General features: G+C 40.1%; 14 protein-coding genes. 8 read left to right on the forward strand and 6 right to left on the reverse strand.

The features are described from left to right. Nucleotides 1-372 precede the first annotated feature (372 nt). From ACHWSC_RS02950 to ACHWSC_RS02985, 8 genes are all read left to right on the forward strand, one after another. The gene (locus ACHWSC_RS02950) at nucleotides 373-834 is read left to right on the forward strand and encodes a type I restriction enzyme HsdR N-terminal domain-containing protein (protein WP_394675742.1); all 462 of its coding nucleotides are present in this window, start codon (nucleotides 373-375) and stop codon (nucleotides 832-834) included. Between the two features lie 169 nt (nucleotides 835-1,003). After that, nucleotides 1,004-1,705, forward strand: a complete 702-nt coding sequence (gene clpP, locus ACHWSC_RS02955; protein ID WP_046674530.1) for an ATP-dependent Clp endopeptidase proteolytic subunit ClpP — start codon at nucleotides 1,004-1,006, stop codon at nucleotides 1,703-1,705. 2 nt (nucleotides 1,706-1,707) lie between these two features. Then, nucleotides 1,708-2,958: an ATP-dependent Clp protease ATP-binding subunit ClpX gene (clpX, locus tag ACHWSC_RS02960; RefSeq protein WP_070565518.1), complete on the forward strand. Its 1,251-nt coding sequence runs from the start codon at nucleotides 1,708-1,710 to the stop codon at nucleotides 2,956-2,958. A gap of 124 nt (nucleotides 2,959-3,082) precedes the next feature. Next, the gene (locus ACHWSC_RS02965) at nucleotides 3,083-3,916 is read left to right on the forward strand and encodes an AMP nucleosidase (RefSeq protein WP_120332702.1); all 834 of its coding nucleotides are present in this window, start codon (nucleotides 3,083-3,085) and stop codon (nucleotides 3,914-3,916) included. Between the two features lie 243 nt (nucleotides 3,917-4,159). Then, complete coding sequence (locus tag ACHWSC_RS02970; protein ID WP_232475553.1) at nucleotides 4,160-5,323, forward strand: efflux RND transporter periplasmic adaptor subunit; 1,164 nt, start codon at nucleotides 4,160-4,162, stop codon at nucleotides 5,321-5,323. A 77-nt stretch (nucleotides 5,324-5,400) separates the two neighbouring features. Continuing rightward, a complete protein-coding gene (locus tag ACHWSC_RS02975; RefSeq protein WP_394675743.1) occupies nucleotides 5,401-8,553 on the forward strand; it encodes an efflux RND transporter permease subunit in 3,153 nt (1,050 codons plus the stop codon). After that, nucleotides 8,553-10,019 carry an efflux transporter outer membrane subunit gene (locus tag ACHWSC_RS02980; RefSeq protein WP_394675744.1) on the forward strand — a complete coding sequence of 489 codons (1,467 nt, stop codon included), beginning with the start codon at nucleotides 8,553-8,555 and terminating at the stop codon, nucleotides 10,017-10,019. Before ACHWSC_RS02975 ends, ACHWSC_RS02980 begins: the two co-directional genes overlap by 1 nt. 25 nt (nucleotides 10,020-10,044) lie before the next feature. Further along, the gene (locus ACHWSC_RS02985) at nucleotides 10,045-10,257 is read left to right on the forward strand and encodes a DUF6965 family protein (RefSeq protein WP_120332699.1); all 213 of its coding nucleotides are present in this window, start codon (nucleotides 10,045-10,047) and stop codon (nucleotides 10,255-10,257) included. A 29-nt stretch (nucleotides 10,258-10,286) separates the two neighbouring features. Here the strand turns inward: ACHWSC_RS02985 and ACHWSC_RS02990 are convergent, their stop codons facing one another. The 6 genes from ACHWSC_RS02990 to ACHWSC_RS03015 form a co-directional block, all read right to left on the reverse strand. Beyond that, on the reverse strand, nucleotides 10,287-10,664 hold the full coding sequence (locus tag ACHWSC_RS02990) for a response regulator (protein WP_088162127.1): 378 nt from the start codon (nucleotides 10,662-10,664) through the stop codon (nucleotides 10,287-10,289). A 251-nt stretch (nucleotides 10,665-10,915) separates the two neighbouring features. After that, nucleotides 10,916-11,119 (reverse strand): YwbE family protein, encoded by a 204-nt coding sequence (locus ACHWSC_RS02995; RefSeq protein WP_046674525.1) that lies wholly within the window; start codon nucleotides 11,117-11,119, stop codon nucleotides 10,916-10,918. A 270-nt stretch (nucleotides 11,120-11,389) separates the two neighbouring features. Then, a complete protein-coding gene (rseP, locus tag ACHWSC_RS03000; RefSeq protein WP_394675745.1) occupies nucleotides 11,390-12,715 on the reverse strand; it encodes an RIP metalloprotease RseP in 1,326 nt (441 codons plus the stop codon). 16 nt (nucleotides 12,716-12,731) lie between these two features. Then, nucleotides 12,732-13,889, reverse strand: coding sequence for a 1-deoxy-D-xylulose-5-phosphate reductoisomerase (locus tag ACHWSC_RS03005; protein WP_120332696.1), 1,158 nt, complete (start codon nucleotides 13,887-13,889; stop codon nucleotides 12,732-12,734). A gap of 15 nt (nucleotides 13,890-13,904) precedes the next feature. Next, nucleotides 13,905-14,711 (reverse strand): beta-carotene 15,15'-monooxygenase, encoded by an 807-nt coding sequence (locus tag ACHWSC_RS03010; RefSeq protein ID WP_120332695.1) that lies wholly within the window; start codon nucleotides 14,709-14,711, stop codon nucleotides 13,905-13,907. Between the two features lie 153 nt (nucleotides 14,712-14,864). Further along, a complete protein-coding gene (locus ACHWSC_RS03015; protein ID WP_333625461.1) occupies nucleotides 14,865-16,991 on the reverse strand; it encodes a DPP IV N-terminal domain-containing protein in 2,127 nt (708 codons plus the stop codon). Between the last annotated feature and the right edge of the window lie 35 nt (nucleotides 16,992-17,026).

Consider the following 17,026-nt stretch of genomic DNA (forward strand, 5'->3'; position numbering starts at 1 on the left):
CCAGATTTTTTTTCGGTATCCAAGCCATCTGCGAAGGCTAAAATACCCCCATGTCACCACATATCAAAATGTCTTTCGAGTTCGACCATGGGCATTTTATGCGAAGCAAAATTACGATTTTAATGGCAATTCAACCGAGTAACTCCGTAAAATTACGCTTTTATAATTGACACATGTATCGTGATTACATTAAACTATTGATTTAATGCCATGAACATTCAGCAACATGACTTTCACCAACTCGTTAAGTAATCGTATCATAAATACAGACCTCGGGTTTCCCCCTGCCTAAGAAATCAGACCAGTCAAAAAACACCATACTTAGGACTTAACGAATTTATTTCTTTTGCTAAAATTTTAGTATATTTGTGTATGTTTTCACCAACTCGACTGAACTTACCGCCATTTAAAGCTAAAATATCCAAAAAGAACAATGCGATTTACATCTTTGATGAGCTCAGAAAAAAGGACTTGGTATTAACACCGGAGGAATGGGTTAGACAACATTGGATCAATTATTTGTCGCTCATGAAAAATTACCCCAAATCACTGATGCATATTGAAGGCGGATTGAAATTAAATAACCTTCAGAAACGAAGTGATTTATTGATTTACAACAGTAGCGGGCATAAGGTCGTGTTAGCCGAGTTTAAAGCGCCACATATAAAAATCACCCAACAGGTATTTGAGCAAATTGCAAATTATAATACGGTTCACCGTATCCCATACCTCTTAGTGAGCAATGGCATGAATCATTATTATTGTAAAATTGATTTTATCAACGCTTCTTACGAATTTTTGGAAGACCTCCCCAACTACAACGAAATTGACTAAGGAGCTATGCATGAAATAGATAAAGAATTAATCCGGAGATACAGTGTCCCCCAGGTCTTGAAAGGGGATCACCGAAAAAATGTAAAGTAGATGTAAAACATCTTTTCAATTTATTTGATTTTTAAAATATAGTTTTATATTAGTCCTACAGAATAGAAAAAATAAAAAGATGAATATAGATAAAAACGAATTCAGAAAATATGCAGTAAAGCATCACCGTATTGGAAGCCAACATGTTGATAGCTTCATTGCTCGTACAGAGACAAGCATTCCGACAAACCTTACACCTTACATCGTTGAAGAACGTCAATTGAACGTTGCTCAGATGGATGTGTTTTCGCGTTTGATGATGGACCGTATCATATTTTTAGGCAGCGGTATTGATGATCAGGTAGCCAACATTATTCAGGCACAGCTCTTGTTCCTACAATCTACCGATGCACAACGTGATATCCAAATCTACATCAATTCACCAGGTGGAAGCGTATACGCTGGACTAGGAATTTATGATACCATGCAATATATCACGCCAGATGTAGCGACGATCTGTACAGGTATTGCTGCTTCTATGGGAGCTGTTCTTTTAGTTGCTGGTGCAAAAGGCAAACGTGCAGCCTTACGTCACTCACGTGTCATGATTCACCAACCTTCCGGTGGTGCACAAGGAGTTGCTGCCGATATGGAAATCAACTTACGTGAGATGATGAAATTGAAAGAAGAATTATACACCATTATTTCAGATCATTCTGGACAAACTTACGAATGGGTAGAAAAATCTTCAGATCGCGATTACTGGATGAGAGCCAATGAGGCCAAAGAATTCGGTATGATTGACGAGATTTTACTTCCTAAGAAGGAGATTATTAAATAACAATGGCAAAGAATAACGATAGAGACATTCACTGTTCGTTTTGTGGCATAAGCAAAAATGAAGCCCAGATGCTTATTGCAGGCAACGGAGCACACATCTGTGACAGATGTATCCAGCAGGCAGGCGAAATCTTGGCAGAAGAATTAAAACAACGAAAAAGTAAAACTTTACAGACTGCTTTAAAGTTGATCCGTCCTTTGGAGATTAAAACTCACCTGGATCAATATGTAATCGGTCAGGATGATGCGAAAAAAGTAATTTCAGTAGCAGTTTATAATCACTATAAACGTTTAAATCAGAAAGTGGATAAAGACGAGATTGAAATCGAAAAATCCAATTTGATTATCGTTGGTGAAACAGGTACAGGTAAAACCTTGCTGGCAAAAACTGTTGCCAAGATACTCAACGTCCCCTTCTGTATTGTGGATGCAACTGTATTGACAGAAGCAGGGTATGTAGGGGAAGATGTAGAAAGTATATTAACACGTTTATTGCAAGCAGCAGATTATGATGTAGCTTCTGCAGAACGTGGTATTATCTATATCGATGAGATTGATAAAATCGCACGTAAAAGCGACAATCCGTCTATCACAAGAGATGTATCGGGTGAAGGTGTGCAGCAAGCTTTATTGAAGATTCTGGAAGGTACGGTTGTAAACGTTCCACCTCAAGGCGGCCGTAAACACCCGGATCAAAAAATGATCGCAGTCAATACAAGTAATATTCTATTTATCTGTGGTGGTGCATTCGACGGTATTCAAAAGAAAATTGCAAACCGTCTGCGCACACAAACAGTAGGTTATAAAATGAACGAAGACGAAGAGGAAATTGACTTGAACAATCTATACAAGTATATTACACCTCAAGACTTAAAGAACTTTGGTTTAATTCCAGAGTTAATTGGCCGTCTTCCTGTATTGACTTACTTAAATCCATTGGATAAGGAAACTTTACTGAGCATTTTGACTGAACCAAAAAATGCATTGGTAAAACAATATAAGAAGTTGTTTGAATACGAAGGTATCGAACTAAAATTTGATCCTGACGTATATACGTTTATTGTTGATAAAGCTGACGAATTTAAACTTGGAGCCCGTGGCCTCCGCAGTATCTGCGAAGCCATTATGCTGGATGCCATGTTTGAGATTCCGTCAACAAAAGAGCAAACGGGACAGAAAGCATTAGAAATTACCTTGGACTATGCGAAGAAAAAATTCGAAAAGTCCGATTTAAAAAAGCTTAAAGTCGCTTAAAAAAAATCCCGTTCGCTGAACGGGATTTTTTTTTAGAAAAGAATTAAAAATCTTATATTACAATAATAACATAGCCATAACGGAATGTTGACAGGAAGATAAGAGATTCAAGAAATTAAATTTAATGACTATGACAACAAAGAAAAGTGCAAAGAATACCGTAAATAGTCCGATCACACCAGGTTTAAAAACCAAAGAAGAAATCGTGAACAACTGGCTTCCCCGTTATACGGGAAGGCCTTTGGAAGAGTTTGGGGAGTATATCCTTTTAACGAACTTTTCAAAATATATCCACCTGTTTTCTGAAATGCATGATAATGCTCCTATTTATGGGGAAGACAAACCGATGCAATCCGTCACTGCCGGAGGCATCACCATTATCAATTTCGGAATGGGAAGTCCAATGGCCGCAACCATTATGGATCTATTATCAGCAATTGCACCAAAAGCCGTTCTATTCTTGGGTAAGACCGGGGGTATCAAGAAAAAAATTCCTGTAGGTGAATTGATTCTTCCAATTGCCGCTATCCGCGGTGAGGGAACATCGAATGACTACTTTCCACCCGAAGTACCTTCATTACCTGCCTTCGCCATGCAAAAGGCCATATCCACTACAATTCGGGATCACCAACGCGATTACTGGACTGGAACGGTATACACCACCAATAGACGGGTTTGGGAACATGACAAAGCTTTCAAAAAATATTTAAAATCAATCCGTGCCATGTGCGTTGATATGGAAACCGCAACGATATTCAGCGTCGGATTTGCCAACAAGATTCCAACAGGCGCTTTACTGCTAGTTTCGGATCAACCGATGGTGCCAGAAGGAGTCAAAACTTCTGTCAGTGATGTAACAGTCACAGCAAAATATGTGGAAGAACATATCGGTATAGGTATTGATGCTTTAAAACAGCTTATCAATAACGGATTGACCGTGAAGCACCTCAAATTCTAAGCTACAATACAAGCAACATCATATTTTCCTTTTGGGAAAATATGATGTACCCCTCTCCATAAAACCATAACTATCAAATTCTTAAAACTATTAAACATTATTATTGATTAATAATTGAACAGTTGTTAACTAAAATTTGAGATGTTAACAAATGTTAATCTTCACAATAATTAAACTATTTGACGTTTATATTGTAATATTCATATTACACAAAACATATATCGTAAAAATTAATCAAGCATTGTGAAGAAAAAAACATTATCTATTTTTAAAGTATCCCTATTGATTTGTTCAGCCTTAGCCACACAGGTAAGTTGTTCTTCAAGTTCTTCAAAAGAAAATAAAACCAAAGAAAAAAACGTAGCATTGCCCGTCTATACCGTCACTAAATCAGATGCAACCACCATCAAGGATTATTTGGGCACCATAGAAGGTAAAGTTAACGTTGAGGTCCGCCCACAGGTCGAAGGACTGCTTCAGGAAATTTATATCGATGAAGGTTCTTTTGTTCAAAAAGGCCAGAAACTTTTCAAAGTAGATCCCTCTACTTATCAGGAAAACCTCAATAACATGGTTGCTACAGAGCAGGTCGCCAGAGCCAAACTTAAAAATGCACAGCTCGAAGTCGACCGATTGAAACCGCTAGTTCAAAACGACGTTATCTCCGATGTCAGACTGGCATCAGCCAAATCAGATTATCAGGTAGCCAAGGCGACACTGGATCAAGCCATCGCAGCCGTACGTTCAGCTCAGATCAGTAAGGATTTTACGGTTATCACCGCTCCGGTAGGCGGTTATATTGGTCGGATCCCAAAACGTATCGGGAATCTGGTCTCAAAAGGTGATAAAGAACCCCTCACCTACCTTTCAGATATCCAGGAAGTCTATGTATATTTCTCCATGAATGAATCTGACTTTCTTTATTTTTCCAAAGCACAGGCAAAAAAAGATAGCCTAGAAGGGAAAAAATACAACCAGAATCAGAAGCTTGTATTCCCTGAAGTTACGCTAGTCCTTGCAGATGGTGAAGAATACGCAAAAAAAGGTATAGTCGATGCCGTCAATGGTCAGATTAACCGTACCACGGGAGCAATCTCCTTGCGTGCGACATTTCAAAATCACGACAATATACTTCGGTCCGGAAGTAGTGGTACGCTTAAAATTGCAGAGGTTAAAAAAGACGTTCTTCAAATCCCCCAGATTGCAGTCAATGAATTGCAGGATAAAACCTTCGTGTATATACTGGACCAAAACAACAAAGCACAAAAACGAAATATCCAACTGACAGGCAAAAGTAAAAACAATTATATCGTCTACTCAGGACTACAGGAAAACGATCGCGTTATTACCAGTGGATTTGACAAATTGACCGACGGTTCACCAGTAACCCCGATTTTACAGAAATAATTATCTATCATTTTTACATGCTACAAGGTGTCAGGCATACTGTACACTTCATGTAGTGTGTTTAAAATTCCATATATATGCTAAAAACATTTATAAATAGGCCTGTATTAGCCACGGTGGTTTCCATTATCCTGGTAATCTTGGGCTTAGTTGGGCTAAAACTTCTGCCTGTTTCGCGCTTTCCAGAAATTGCACCACCAAGTGTGCTTGTTTCACTAAGTTATCCGGGAGCTAATGCTGAGACTGTAGCAAAAAGCGTTTTACTACCTATCGAAGAAGCCATCAATGGTGTAGAGGATATGACCTATATCAAATCGTCGGCCTCCAATTCAGGATCGGGAAGTGTGTCGGTCTATTTTAAGACCGGTACCAATCCTGATATTGCCTCGGTCAACGTACAGACACGGATTTCCAAAGCAATCAGTTCCATTCCCGCAGAAGTAAATGAGGCCGGAATCACGGTCATGCCACGGCAAACGGGTGTCATTATGACCATCAATCTCTACTCTGATCATCAGGATAGTGCCTACGACGAAACCTTTCTCCAGGCTTATGCACAGATTAACCTGATGCGGCCTTTGCTGCGTGTTGATGGTGTAGCCCAGGTTTCCCGTTTGGGAGCACGGGATTATGCGATGCGACTTTGGTTGAATCCCGAAAAACTAGCCCTGTATAACCTCGTCCCACAAGATGTTACCAACGCCATAAAAGATCAAAACTTTGAGATTGCCCCCGGTAAATTTGGAGAAACCTCAGATGAAGCTTTCGAAACAGTGATCCGTCATAAAGGGCGTTTCACCACACCGGAGGAATTCCAGAGTATTGTGATCAAAACCAACACCGACGGTTCCGTGCTCTATTTAAAAGATGTAGCACGCGTCGAATTCGGTGCTACAAATCTAAGCAGCGACAATAAAGTAAATGGACATCCCGGTCTTACACTCAACTTAACACAAACCAGTGGTTCCAACGCCCATGATATTGATATTGCCGTCAGAAAGGTTCTCGAGGAACAATCAAAAACATTTCCAAAAGGCATACACTATGAGGTGACCTACTCTGTACGTGACCAGATCGATGAATCGATCAACCAGGTTGAGCACACCCTTTTTGAAGCCTTTATCCTGGTATTTATTATTGTCTTTATCTTCCTGCAAGATTTTAGATCCACCTTGATCCCTGCAATTGCAATCCCCGTTTCATTGGTGGGAACTTTCTTTTTTCTGCAGCTTTTTGGATTTTCGCTCAATGTCCTCACGATGTTTGCCCTGGTGTTAGCCATTGGAATCGTAGTGGATGACGCCATTGTCGTCGTTGAGGCCATCCACGAAAAAATGCACAGCACAGGAATGAAACCCAGAGCCGCTACATTATCGACGATGTCCGAAATTACGGGAGCGATCCTGTCCATAACCATGGTCATGGCTGCTGTATTTTTGCCTGTAGGATTTATGGAAGGGCCAGCAGGTATCTTTTATCGCCAGTTTGCTTACACCCTTGCAACAGCAATTCTGATTTCAGCACTCAATGCATTGACTTTAAGTCCAGCCCTATGTGCGCTACTCCTGAAAGCCCCGCAACAGCATACCAATCAAAAAAACGGTAAAATCAATCAATTTAAAGATCGCTTCTTTAAAGCATTCAATACCTCTTTTGATCGACTGACCGCCCGTTATGTCTCGATTGTAGAAATACTGATCAAGAATAAGAAAATAGCCTGGGCAGGCTTAATTTTAATTACAGCACTTGGCATTGTGTTTATGATTAAAACACCCAAAAGTTTTATTCCGACAGAGGATGATGGATTTATCACATACAACATTGCCCTCCCTCCCGGCGCTTCATTGAGCCGAACAACTGAGGTTCTTCATCGTGCCGATAGTATTTTAAAGAAAAGACAGGACATCAACGGAATGACAACAGTTTCTGGTTTTAATGCCCTGGACGGAAGCTCAAGCCCGGCATTTGCCGCTGGTTACATCACCTTAAAACCGCATGCCAAACGCGAGCACATCAAAAATATCAATGCATTTATGGATACCATCAGGCATGATCTATCCCAGATCAATGAAGCAACGTTTACAGTATTCCCCCGGCCTACCGTACAGGGCTTTGGAGACTTTGCCGGAATTGAAATGGTTCTTCAGGATCGAATGGGTGGTGACATTCGGGATTTTAACATCATTGCAGATACCTTTATTAACCAACTCAATACCTTACCGGAAATACGAAGTGCTTATACAAGTTTTAAATCAAACTTCCCTCAGTATGAAGTAAATATCGATGCCGTAAAGGCAAAATCCCTGGGAGTTGAGATCAAAGACCTCATGTCCACAATCCGATCCTATTTTGCGCGTGTACAGGCGAGCGATTTTAATCGGTTTGGTCGCCAATACCGGGTTTATGTCCAATCAGATTTCGACTTCCGCAAAGATCCCGAATCCTTCAATTCAATTTTTGTGCGCAACAGTAAAGGCGAAATGGTGCCTATTAACACCATATTGACCTTAGAAAAGACGGTGGGGCCAGAAACCATCACGCGTTACAATCTATACAATGCAATTGCAGTAAATATTACACCCGCGGAAGGCTATAGTACAGATGACGCGATGCAGGCTATCCAAAAGTTGGCCGACAACAAACTTCCGGGTAATTACGGTTTTGAATGGACGGGCATGAGCTATGAAGAAAGTCAATCCGGCTCACAGACGATATTGATTTTTGCGCTTAGTATCCTATTCGTCTACTTCCTGCTTTCCGCTCAATATGAAAGCTACATTCTTCCTTGGGCAGTATTACTGTCTATACCTGTGGGACTGATCGGCGTATTTTCCGTGATCAACCTTGTGGGACTTCAAAACAACATTTATGTGCAAGTAGGACTCATCATGCTCATTGGTCTTTTGGCCAAAAATGCTATTCTGATCGTCGAATTTGCCGTTCAGGAGCGTAAAAATGGCAAAAGTATCGTCGAAGCTGCCATTAACGGCTCAAAACTTAGGTTACGGCCAATCTTGATGACCAGTTTGGCATTTGTTGCTGGCCTGGTACCCTTGATGTGGACGGTTGGTCCCTCGGCGATCGGTAACCATTCGATCAGTTTCAGCGCCGCCGGCGGCATGCTCTTTGGCGTAGCATTCGGCATCTTTATCATCCCTGTACTCTTTGTCGTATTCAAAAGCCTGGATGAAAAACTACATGATAAACTAGCTAAAGAAGAGGAAGAATAATGAAAAACATAAAAAAATACCTTTCGGGAATATCGATCATCATTGGTCTCTTAGGCCTGATGAATGCCTGTAAGATCCGCAAAGATTATGTGCAGCCCAAACTCAAACTTCCCGAAAACTTTCGTGGCGATACGCTGGATTATTTCGGAGACACCTCCAGTATGGGACTGATCCATTGGAAATCCTTCTTTCACGATCCCACATTGAAACTATTGATTGATTCTGCCTTAGCGAATAATTTTGAAATGAAGACAGCATTGCTCAACCTGCAGATTTCAACCCGAGTTTTGGCGCAGAACAAAGCCAATTATCTGCCGAGTGTAAATGCGACAATTGCCAATGGAAACCGTACCTGGCGATCGAAAGACTTTGGTAGTGGTCCCCTGACCAAATATTATGATCACAAAGGTGAAGCAGCACCGCAAAATATGTTCGTGTATCAATCTATGTTTGGTTCCGATATTAATTTTAGCTGGGAAATAGATATCTGGAAGAAAATAGGTAGCAAACAGGAGCAGCTGTTAGCCGAGTATCTGGATACACAGGAGGCAAAAAATGCGATACAAACCTCTATCATAACTGCTGTCGCAAAAGGTTACTTCAATCTCTTGATGCTCGATGCCAAGATCGAGGTTGCTAAACGTAACGTCCAATTGAACGATAGTACGCTGCGTATGATCAAGCTCCAATATGAAGCGGGTGAGATCACCGCCTTGGCGATCCAACAAACACAATCACAGCGCCTATTGGCGGCATCCCTTGTTCCCGAAATCGAAAAGGAAATTGTCATCCAGGAAAATGCGCTTCAGACACTTACCGGAAAATTACCCGATAGCATCAAAAGAGGCACTTCCTACGAGCATCTCTTCGCTGAAAGCAAAGACATCTCACTCGGTTCTCCGATCGAAATTGTGCGCAATAGACCAGATATCCGATCATCTGAATTTCAATTGATGGCAGCCAATGCGAATGCCAATATCCAACAGGCCATGCGTTACCCTTCATTGACCGTGGGCGGCGTATTGGGGGTAAATAGTATGCTCCCTAAAAATTGGTTCAATATACCAGGGGCATTGCTCGGTGGAATAACCGGGAATCTGACCACACCTATTTTCAAAAACAAAACCTTGAAAACACAGTATGAGGTCGCTAAATTGGAACGTGATAAAGCCGAAATCCAGTTGCAACAAAAGGTCGTGGAAGCCGTAGCCGAAGTCTCTAATGCAGTGGTCACGGTCGACAAGCAGCGGGAGCAATTGTCTTTGGCCAAAGAAAGAGTCGATAATGCACATCTTGCCGTCAAAAATGCGGGTTTACTCTTTAAAAGTGGCTACGCCACATATTTAGAGGTGATTACAGCGCAAAGCAATGCCCTAAACAGTGACCTCGATCTGGTCGAGTTAAGGCAACAGCATTTAGATGCATTTGTGGATCTGTACCGGGCACTCGGAGGAGGTTGGAGATAAGGATTTAAAACGTTATTTTTGTAGTATGACTCCAGAAGAATTACAACAATATTTTCAATCCAAAGACTTGCCTGAATCGTTAGAAATACAGCAAGATATGCAGGTCTTCGACGTACAACGTTTCTTGAGCACAAGTTTTATCCATGTTGGATTATGGAAAAAAGATCTAAGCAAATGTCCATCCTGGATTAGACTTCTTAAATTCAAGGATGCTTTAGAAAATAAAGAAGAGGCCTAACATCTGTTAGACCTCTTCTTTATTTATAGCTATATGCTAGGAGCAAGTTGTTTCATTAATAGTGGCATCTGTTCTTTCGAAAAGATCTCTTCTGCCCCAGCGTCCCGCAATTCCATCCGTTCATTTTCATCACTACTTGATGTCAGCCCAAATATTCGAATAGAGGGAAACCTCTCCCGTATGATTTTTGCCGTTTCTATCCCGTTTAATACAGGCATATGCAGATCTAATATACATATTTCAGGAAGTTCGTGCTCGTTTTCATCGAGGTAGTCGATTAAATCCCTACCATTGGAAGCACAATAAACCAAATCCAATAAATGAGATTGAGCCATAGCTCGCATCAACACATGATGAATCAGCGCATCATCTGCGTAGACAACCGTACATTTATTTTTGGTATCCATTTGAAAAAGCTATCATTTTAATAATTATAAAAACAATATTATATAAATATGTAATAAAATAAAAAATACAGAAAAAAGTTAGCAATAATTATGTTATTATACAAATTTTATTTCAAAATGTTCACTATTAACAATCCAACAAGCTTTTAGTTTGATTTATACAATAAGAACATCATAGGTAGTAAATCTCTCCGTGTCAATACCGTTAGAAAAGATTAAGTAAAGAGAAATAAAGATCGGTAGCCTATACCTTAAAAATCATCTTCAATAATTTCAGCCACTCTTCCTACTTGGCCATCCGTCAACCTGACTTTAATTCCCCTCGAATGATATGAGGATGATGTCAGCAAGTCTTTCACAATGCCTTCTGTTAAATTTCCTGTACGTTGGTCCTTTTTTAAGATTATATTCACCAACATACCTGGCTTTACATCTGCTCTATTTCTTCCATCCATGGTCAAACTTAGAAAAATTGTTTTTTAAATGCAATATAAATAAACAATTTATTGTTAGAAAAACCTTCGTCTTGTATTTTGGAACAGGTACAGTGAAAGCAAATGAAAGCCAATAGCGTAGATGAATGTTATAAACCGAACTTCAAGCTATTCAATTCAATACCTACCTACCATAAAAAATGGTCGGAATTTCTTCCGACCATGATTGGCTTTAAGCCTTATTTTATGGTATGTAGGCCATCAGCATATTGGCTGTTTGACCAATTGAATTTATTTAAATAGCTTAAAAATATCGTTTCCGAAAATAAAGACCATTAAAGCCAATAAAATAAAGAAACCGACCATTTGTGCTTTCTCCAGGAATTTTTCGCTCAATGGCTTACCTTGTATCATTTCAACCAACAAAAACAATACGTGACCGCCATCCAAAGCTGGAATAGGCAATAGGTTCATAAATGCCAATGCCATAGACAACATCCCTACTAAGGACCAAAAACGGATCCAGTCCACTTCTGTACCGAACAAGGTCGCAATTCCAATTGGGCCAGATAATGCTTTATCGGCACGTACTTCGCCTTTGAAAATCTTGCCAAATCCTTTGGCGTTATCGGTAATCACGGTAAATGCTTTTTTAGCGCCGATTGGAAATGCCTCCATCAAGCTATATTGCGTTGTAAAAGATTTGATGGAATAATCACGATTAATGCCTATTCCCAGCATGGCATCCGCAGGAACATTCCCTTGCAATGAAACTTCAGTTCCTTTGCGTAAAACTTTAATCGCTACAGCTTTATTGATATTCGCTTTTATTTGTGCTTTAAACTCGTCGAAGAAAGGAACCTGTACCCCATTCACCGCAATAATGCTATCGCCTTTCACAAAACCCATTTTACTTGCTGCCGATCCAGGTGATACTTCAGCAACACTTGTTGTTTTAACACGTGGCTCGATGAACTTCTCACCTTTCTTATCTGAAAGCGTGTTCAATAAATCGGCCGGAACTTTGATATCTTCTGTTTTACCAGCGCGATCAACCGCAAGCGTCACTCCGCCCATCAATACTTTAGAACTGATCAACTCCGAGTAATTTTCGATACGGTGACCGTCTATTGAAATCACTTTATCACCAGCTTTCAAACCGATAGATTCACCAATGGATCCCGGAACAATACCGTTTACCAGCTGATCCATTTTGATATCTGTATTGCCCATTTTAAAAGTCAGCATCCAAAAGACAACAACGCCGACCACAATATTGACAATAATCCCCCCAAGCATAACGATTAAACGTTGCCAAGCTGGTTTTGATCTAAATTCCCAAGGTTGTGGCTCACCCTTTAATTGTTCAGTATCCATCGATTCATCGATCATACCCGCGATCTTGACATAACCTCCTAAAGGCAACCAGCCAATACCATATTCACATCCTTTATAATTGAATTTAAATAATTTCACTCCCCAGGCATCAAAGAACAGATAAAATTTTTCCACCTTGATACCAAATGCACGTGCTGCTAAGAAATGTCCTAACTCATGTAGAACAATTAAAATTGACAAGCCTAAAATCACTTGTCCGACCATAATTAAAACACCCATGTATGCTTTTTAAAATTTAATCTTTGATTATTTCCTTCGTTATTAATCTTGCGACACGATCCGTCTCCAGATAATCATCCAGCGTCGGTGTCGTAATGAATTCTACTTTATCTAATGTTTGTTCAATAATATCGCTCATCTCCAAAAAACCAACTTGATCTTTCAGGAAGGCATCCACAACAACTTCATTGGCTGCATTTAATACACAGCTTCTATTTCCGCCGGCACGAAGGCTCTCATAGGCAAGTGCCAAATTCCGAAAAGTTTCCATGTCTGCTTTTTCAAAACTGAGCGTTGGATAGTCCATGAAATTAAATCGCTCAAAACTGTTTTCAAAACGTGCCGGATAGGTCAGTGCATATTGGATCGGCAATTTCATATCAGGAACCCCCATTTGGGCCTTCATGGAACCATCCTGAAACTGAACCAGCGAATGTACAATAGATTGGGGATGTACAATCACATCGACCTGATCTATTGACAGATTGAAGAGCCATTTTGCTTCAATCACTTCCAGCCCTTTATTCATCAAGGATGCTGAGTCAATCGTAATTTTGGCACCCATCGACCAATTGGGATGTTTCAAGGCTTCAGCCTTAGTCACTGCGAGAAGATCTGCTCTCTTTTTACCACGAAAGGGTCCTCCGGAAGCTGTGATATATATTTTCTCGATTGGATTATGCTCCTCTCCAGCCAAACACTGGAAAATCGCCGAATGCTCCGAATCTACAGGAAGCATGCGTACACCATATTCTTTCACTAAAGCCATAATCAGCTCGCCGGCGACAACCAGCGTCTCCTTATTGGCCAGCGCAATATCTTTTTTCGATTGAATTGCTTTAACAGTGGGTTTTAATCCCGCAGATCCAACGATCGCATTCAAAACAACATCTACTTCTTCGTACTGCACCACTTCAACCAGTCCAGCTTCCCCAAAAAGAACAGCGATATCATGTCCTTTTAAAGCATCCTGCACATAACTATACTGAAGGGAATCTGTTACGACAACCGCTTTGGGCTTAAACTCCAAGGCCTGTTTAACCAACAATGTGGCATTGCTACCACAGGTCAGAACGATTGCTTCAAATTTAGTAGGAAAGGCTCTAATCACATCCAAGGCTTGTGTACCTATACTTCCCGTTGCCCCTAAAATGGCAATTCCTTTTTTACTCAAAACCTTTGCTATTAATTAAAATATATTATTTAAAATCTTGGGATCCTCTCCCCCATGGTAATCTGCCATCATGGATCGGTAAGCGACCGAAACAACAATACAAGCCAAAGGTACCACCAAGAAAGAACTCACGAGGTTCAAAATAATAAAAATTATGTAATATTCTAAATAATTAAAATACATCTGCAATAACTGCAAAGAAGCAAACACGGCAAAGATTAATAATAATTTGAACACATTGCCTTTTGTCAGCGCAAAACTGAACCGTAAAGACTTAAAGGTCCCTGCATGTTTGTCAATAATAAAAAACGGATAAAATGCGATGCGAATGATCAATATAAAAGTCAATATCGCTGCTGCGGAAACAACAGTGGACGTAAATTTATTGAGAAGCTCAGTGCGATTAGTCCCATTTTCAAGCAGATAGAGAAATGGAAACGAAACAGCCCCTACAATCATTAGCAATGCAAAAGAAAGCACCATAATAGTTAACATTGCCCCGAAAAAATGGGCAAGCTCCTTAGAACTAGGAATGCATTGGGTCAATTTCTTATCATGATTTCCATCAATCAGACTTAAAATATACTTAAATAAAGTCATATTCAATCCGAAATACATCACCATGAAAAAAAATGCCATAAAACCACTCAACACCACATTGAAATCACTGATGGTGGTCGCGAGATAATTAGAGAGTCCGGAGGTCACGAACAGTAAAAAACAAAGCCCTGCCACTGAAAAATAATGTCTTTTCAGCAACTCCCATGACTTATTAAAAACCTCATTAACAGCAAAAGTACTTTCCTTTAGGAATTGAATCATTTTTTCTTTGAATAAACTTCTACAAAGATGCCATATTTTTTAATTTTCAACAATTTACACTCCCATAAAAATCATTTTTTTTATAATATTTAACATAAAAAAAATCCCCTATCCGAATGGACAGGGGATTCTATAGGGTATATCGAACTATCCCTATTTAAATTCTTTGGGAAGCGGCTTCTCCAATAAGTATTGGTAGTAGAAACGCGCACGCTCATTAGAATCATATTTACTTTTCGAACGGTCAAATCCATGACGGCTTCCCGGATAGATCATCAACTCAAAAGGAACACTTCGATCTGTCAATTTATCAACAAGTTGGATTGTATTCTGTAAATGAACATTATCATCCATATCGCCATGCATAATACGCAAAACGCCTTTATAGTTATTTGCATAGGTTAACACAGAACCAGCTTTATAGCCTTCGGGATTGTCTTGAGGCGTATCCATCCATCTTTCAGTATAATGGCTATCGTACAGATCCCATGAGGTTACGGGTGCACCGGCAATACCAAAATCAAATACATCTGCGGCCTTCGTCATCGCTAAACAAGTCATATAACCTCCGTAGCTGTGCCCGGTGATAAGCACTTTGTTTTTAGCTACCCAAGGTTGCGATTTTAACCATTTAACAATCGTTGAATAATCAATAATCTCCCAGTGACCAAGATTGCGGTGCATATAAGCAACACCTTGTTTACCAAAATGACCAGATGCCCGGTGATCTGCAGAGACTTGAATAATTCCTTCATTAGCCCAATATTGATTATTCGTTCCTTTCCAGGTATCTTTTACCGTTCCAGCATCAGGACCACCATAGATACTGAAAACAACAGGGTAAACTTTTGATTTATCGAAATTTGTCGGATAAGTAATTGTCAATGGAAGATCGAACAAACCATCATCTGATTTAAGATGTAAGTATTCGGTTTTACCGTAGGTATAGGAAGCAAAATCAGCAGCTTTACTATCGGCTAACTGACGGACGACTTTACCTTGGTTATCCAACAAAGCAAACCGATCGGGTGTACTCACATTGGAATATTTGGTAATAAAATACTTGCCATCAGGCGATACATTGACATCGTGTGAGTATTCTCCGAAAGTCAGACGTTTTAAGTTTTTACCCGAATAATCCACGCGGTACAAATCAAAACGTGCCGAGTTTTCTTTACGTGCGGTAAAATAGATCACCTTATTTTTTTCATCAATCCGTTTTAATTCGGTTACCTGCCATTCGCCGGAAGTAATTGGATTGACCAATGTTCCATCCAATTTATAGAGGTAGTAATGCGCCCAGCCCGTCTTATCCGATTTTAAGATATAATATTTGTTGTCCGCAAGATAGGTGATACGCTCATCGTGATCCAAATTGATCCATGAAGCCTGACGCTCGTCGTAGATTTCTTTTTTCGAACCAGAATTCGGATCCACTTGATAAAACTTCAAATTGTTCTGATCCCTGTTCATCCACTGCACCATCACATTTTTGCTATCAAAGGCCCAATAAGGCTGCCCAAAATACTGATCATCTTTTTCGTTGAAATCAGCCCAGGTAACGTTCCCCCCATCGAGATGAACGATACCCACCTTCACTTCCGGATTTGGGTCTCCAGCTTTGGGGTATCTTGTCTCCTCCAGGTAACCATGCTGGCCTTTGGACGAATAAATCGGAAACATAGGAACCTTGGTATCATCGAAACGCATAAAGGCGATTTTGCGGCTGTCCGGAGACCACCAAAAGGCTTTGTATTTTGTTGGACGCCCAAGAATTTCCTCGTAATATACCCAAGATGACCAACCATTGTAAATAACGTCGGTACCATCATTTGTATATTGCATTTCCTTTCCCGAAGTCACGTCCACGCTATATAAATTGCTTTTGCGGGTAAAGGCAACATATTTACCATCCGGCGATAAGGTCGGATTCTGTTCCGCAACATCAGGAGAGTTGGTCAACTTCTTGGCTACACCATCTGTACTTTTCAGGAAGATATCATTGTTTTCGACATAGACAACCGTCCCTTCTTTAGGAGGAACTGTATAAATGCTTCTGTGACCTGATTTAATGTTAACCTGATATAAACGACCATCATTTACATCATTTTCCAGATAAGCTGTCCCGTCTGCCCAGCCAGGATACTGATTCGTGCGAACTGTCAACGATGGCTTTTGCCCCCAGGACTGTGCAAAATCCAATTTCTTTTGTGCAAAACCAACCTCATGCACTAAAAAAACGATAGACGCACCTAAGAGTACTCTTGAAACCGTATTCATTAATTTTTGGATATGTTTATTAATTATTTTGGCTA

It is taken from the genome of uncultured Sphingobacterium sp. (assembly GCF_964277905.1).
In the GTDB taxonomy this organism is placed as follows: domain Bacteria; phylum Bacteroidota; class Bacteroidia; order Sphingobacteriales; family Sphingobacteriaceae; genus Sphingobacterium; species Sphingobacterium siyangense.

Coding starts and splice junctions, on each gene's coding strand:
- ACHWSC_RS02965 (WP_120332702.1), top strand. CDS start 3,083: ATGACTATGACAACAAAGAAAAGTGCAAAGAATACCGTAAATAGTCCG.
- ACHWSC_RS02975 (WP_394675743.1), top strand. CDS start 5,401: ATGCTAAAAACATTTATAAATAGGCCTGTATTAGCCACGGTGGTTTCC.
- ACHWSC_RS03015 (WP_333625461.1), bottom strand. CDS start 16,991: ATGAATACGGTTTCAAGAGTACTCTTAGGTGCGTCTATCGTTTTTTTA.
- ACHWSC_RS02950 (WP_394675742.1), top strand. CDS start 373: ATGTTTTCACCAACTCGACTGAACTTACCGCCATTTAAAGCTAAAATA.
- ACHWSC_RS02985 (WP_120332699.1), top strand. CDS start 10,045: ATGACTCCAGAAGAATTACAACAATATTTTCAATCCAAAGACTTGCCT.
- clpX (WP_070565518.1), top strand. CDS start 1,708: ATGGCAAAGAATAACGATAGAGACATTCACTGTTCGTTTTGTGGCATA.
- ACHWSC_RS02995 (WP_046674525.1), bottom strand. CDS start 11,119: ATGGATGGAAGAAATAGAGCAGATGTAAAGCCAGGTATGTTGGTGAAT.
- ACHWSC_RS02990 (WP_088162127.1), bottom strand. CDS start 10,664: ATGGATACCAAAAATAAATGTACGGTTGTCTACGCAGATGATGCGCTG.
- rseP (WP_394675745.1), bottom strand. CDS start 12,715: ATGGGTGTTTTAATTATGGTCGGACAAGTGATTTTAGGCTTGTCAATT.
- clpP (WP_046674530.1), top strand. CDS start 1,004: ATGAATATAGATAAAAACGAATTCAGAAAATATGCAGTAAAGCATCAC.
- ACHWSC_RS02980 (WP_394675744.1), top strand. CDS start 8,553: ATGAAAAACATAAAAAAATACCTTTCGGGAATATCGATCATCATTGGT.
- ACHWSC_RS03010 (WP_120332695.1), bottom strand. CDS start 14,711: ATGATTCAATTCCTAAAGGAAAGTACTTTTGCTGTTAATGAGGTTTTT.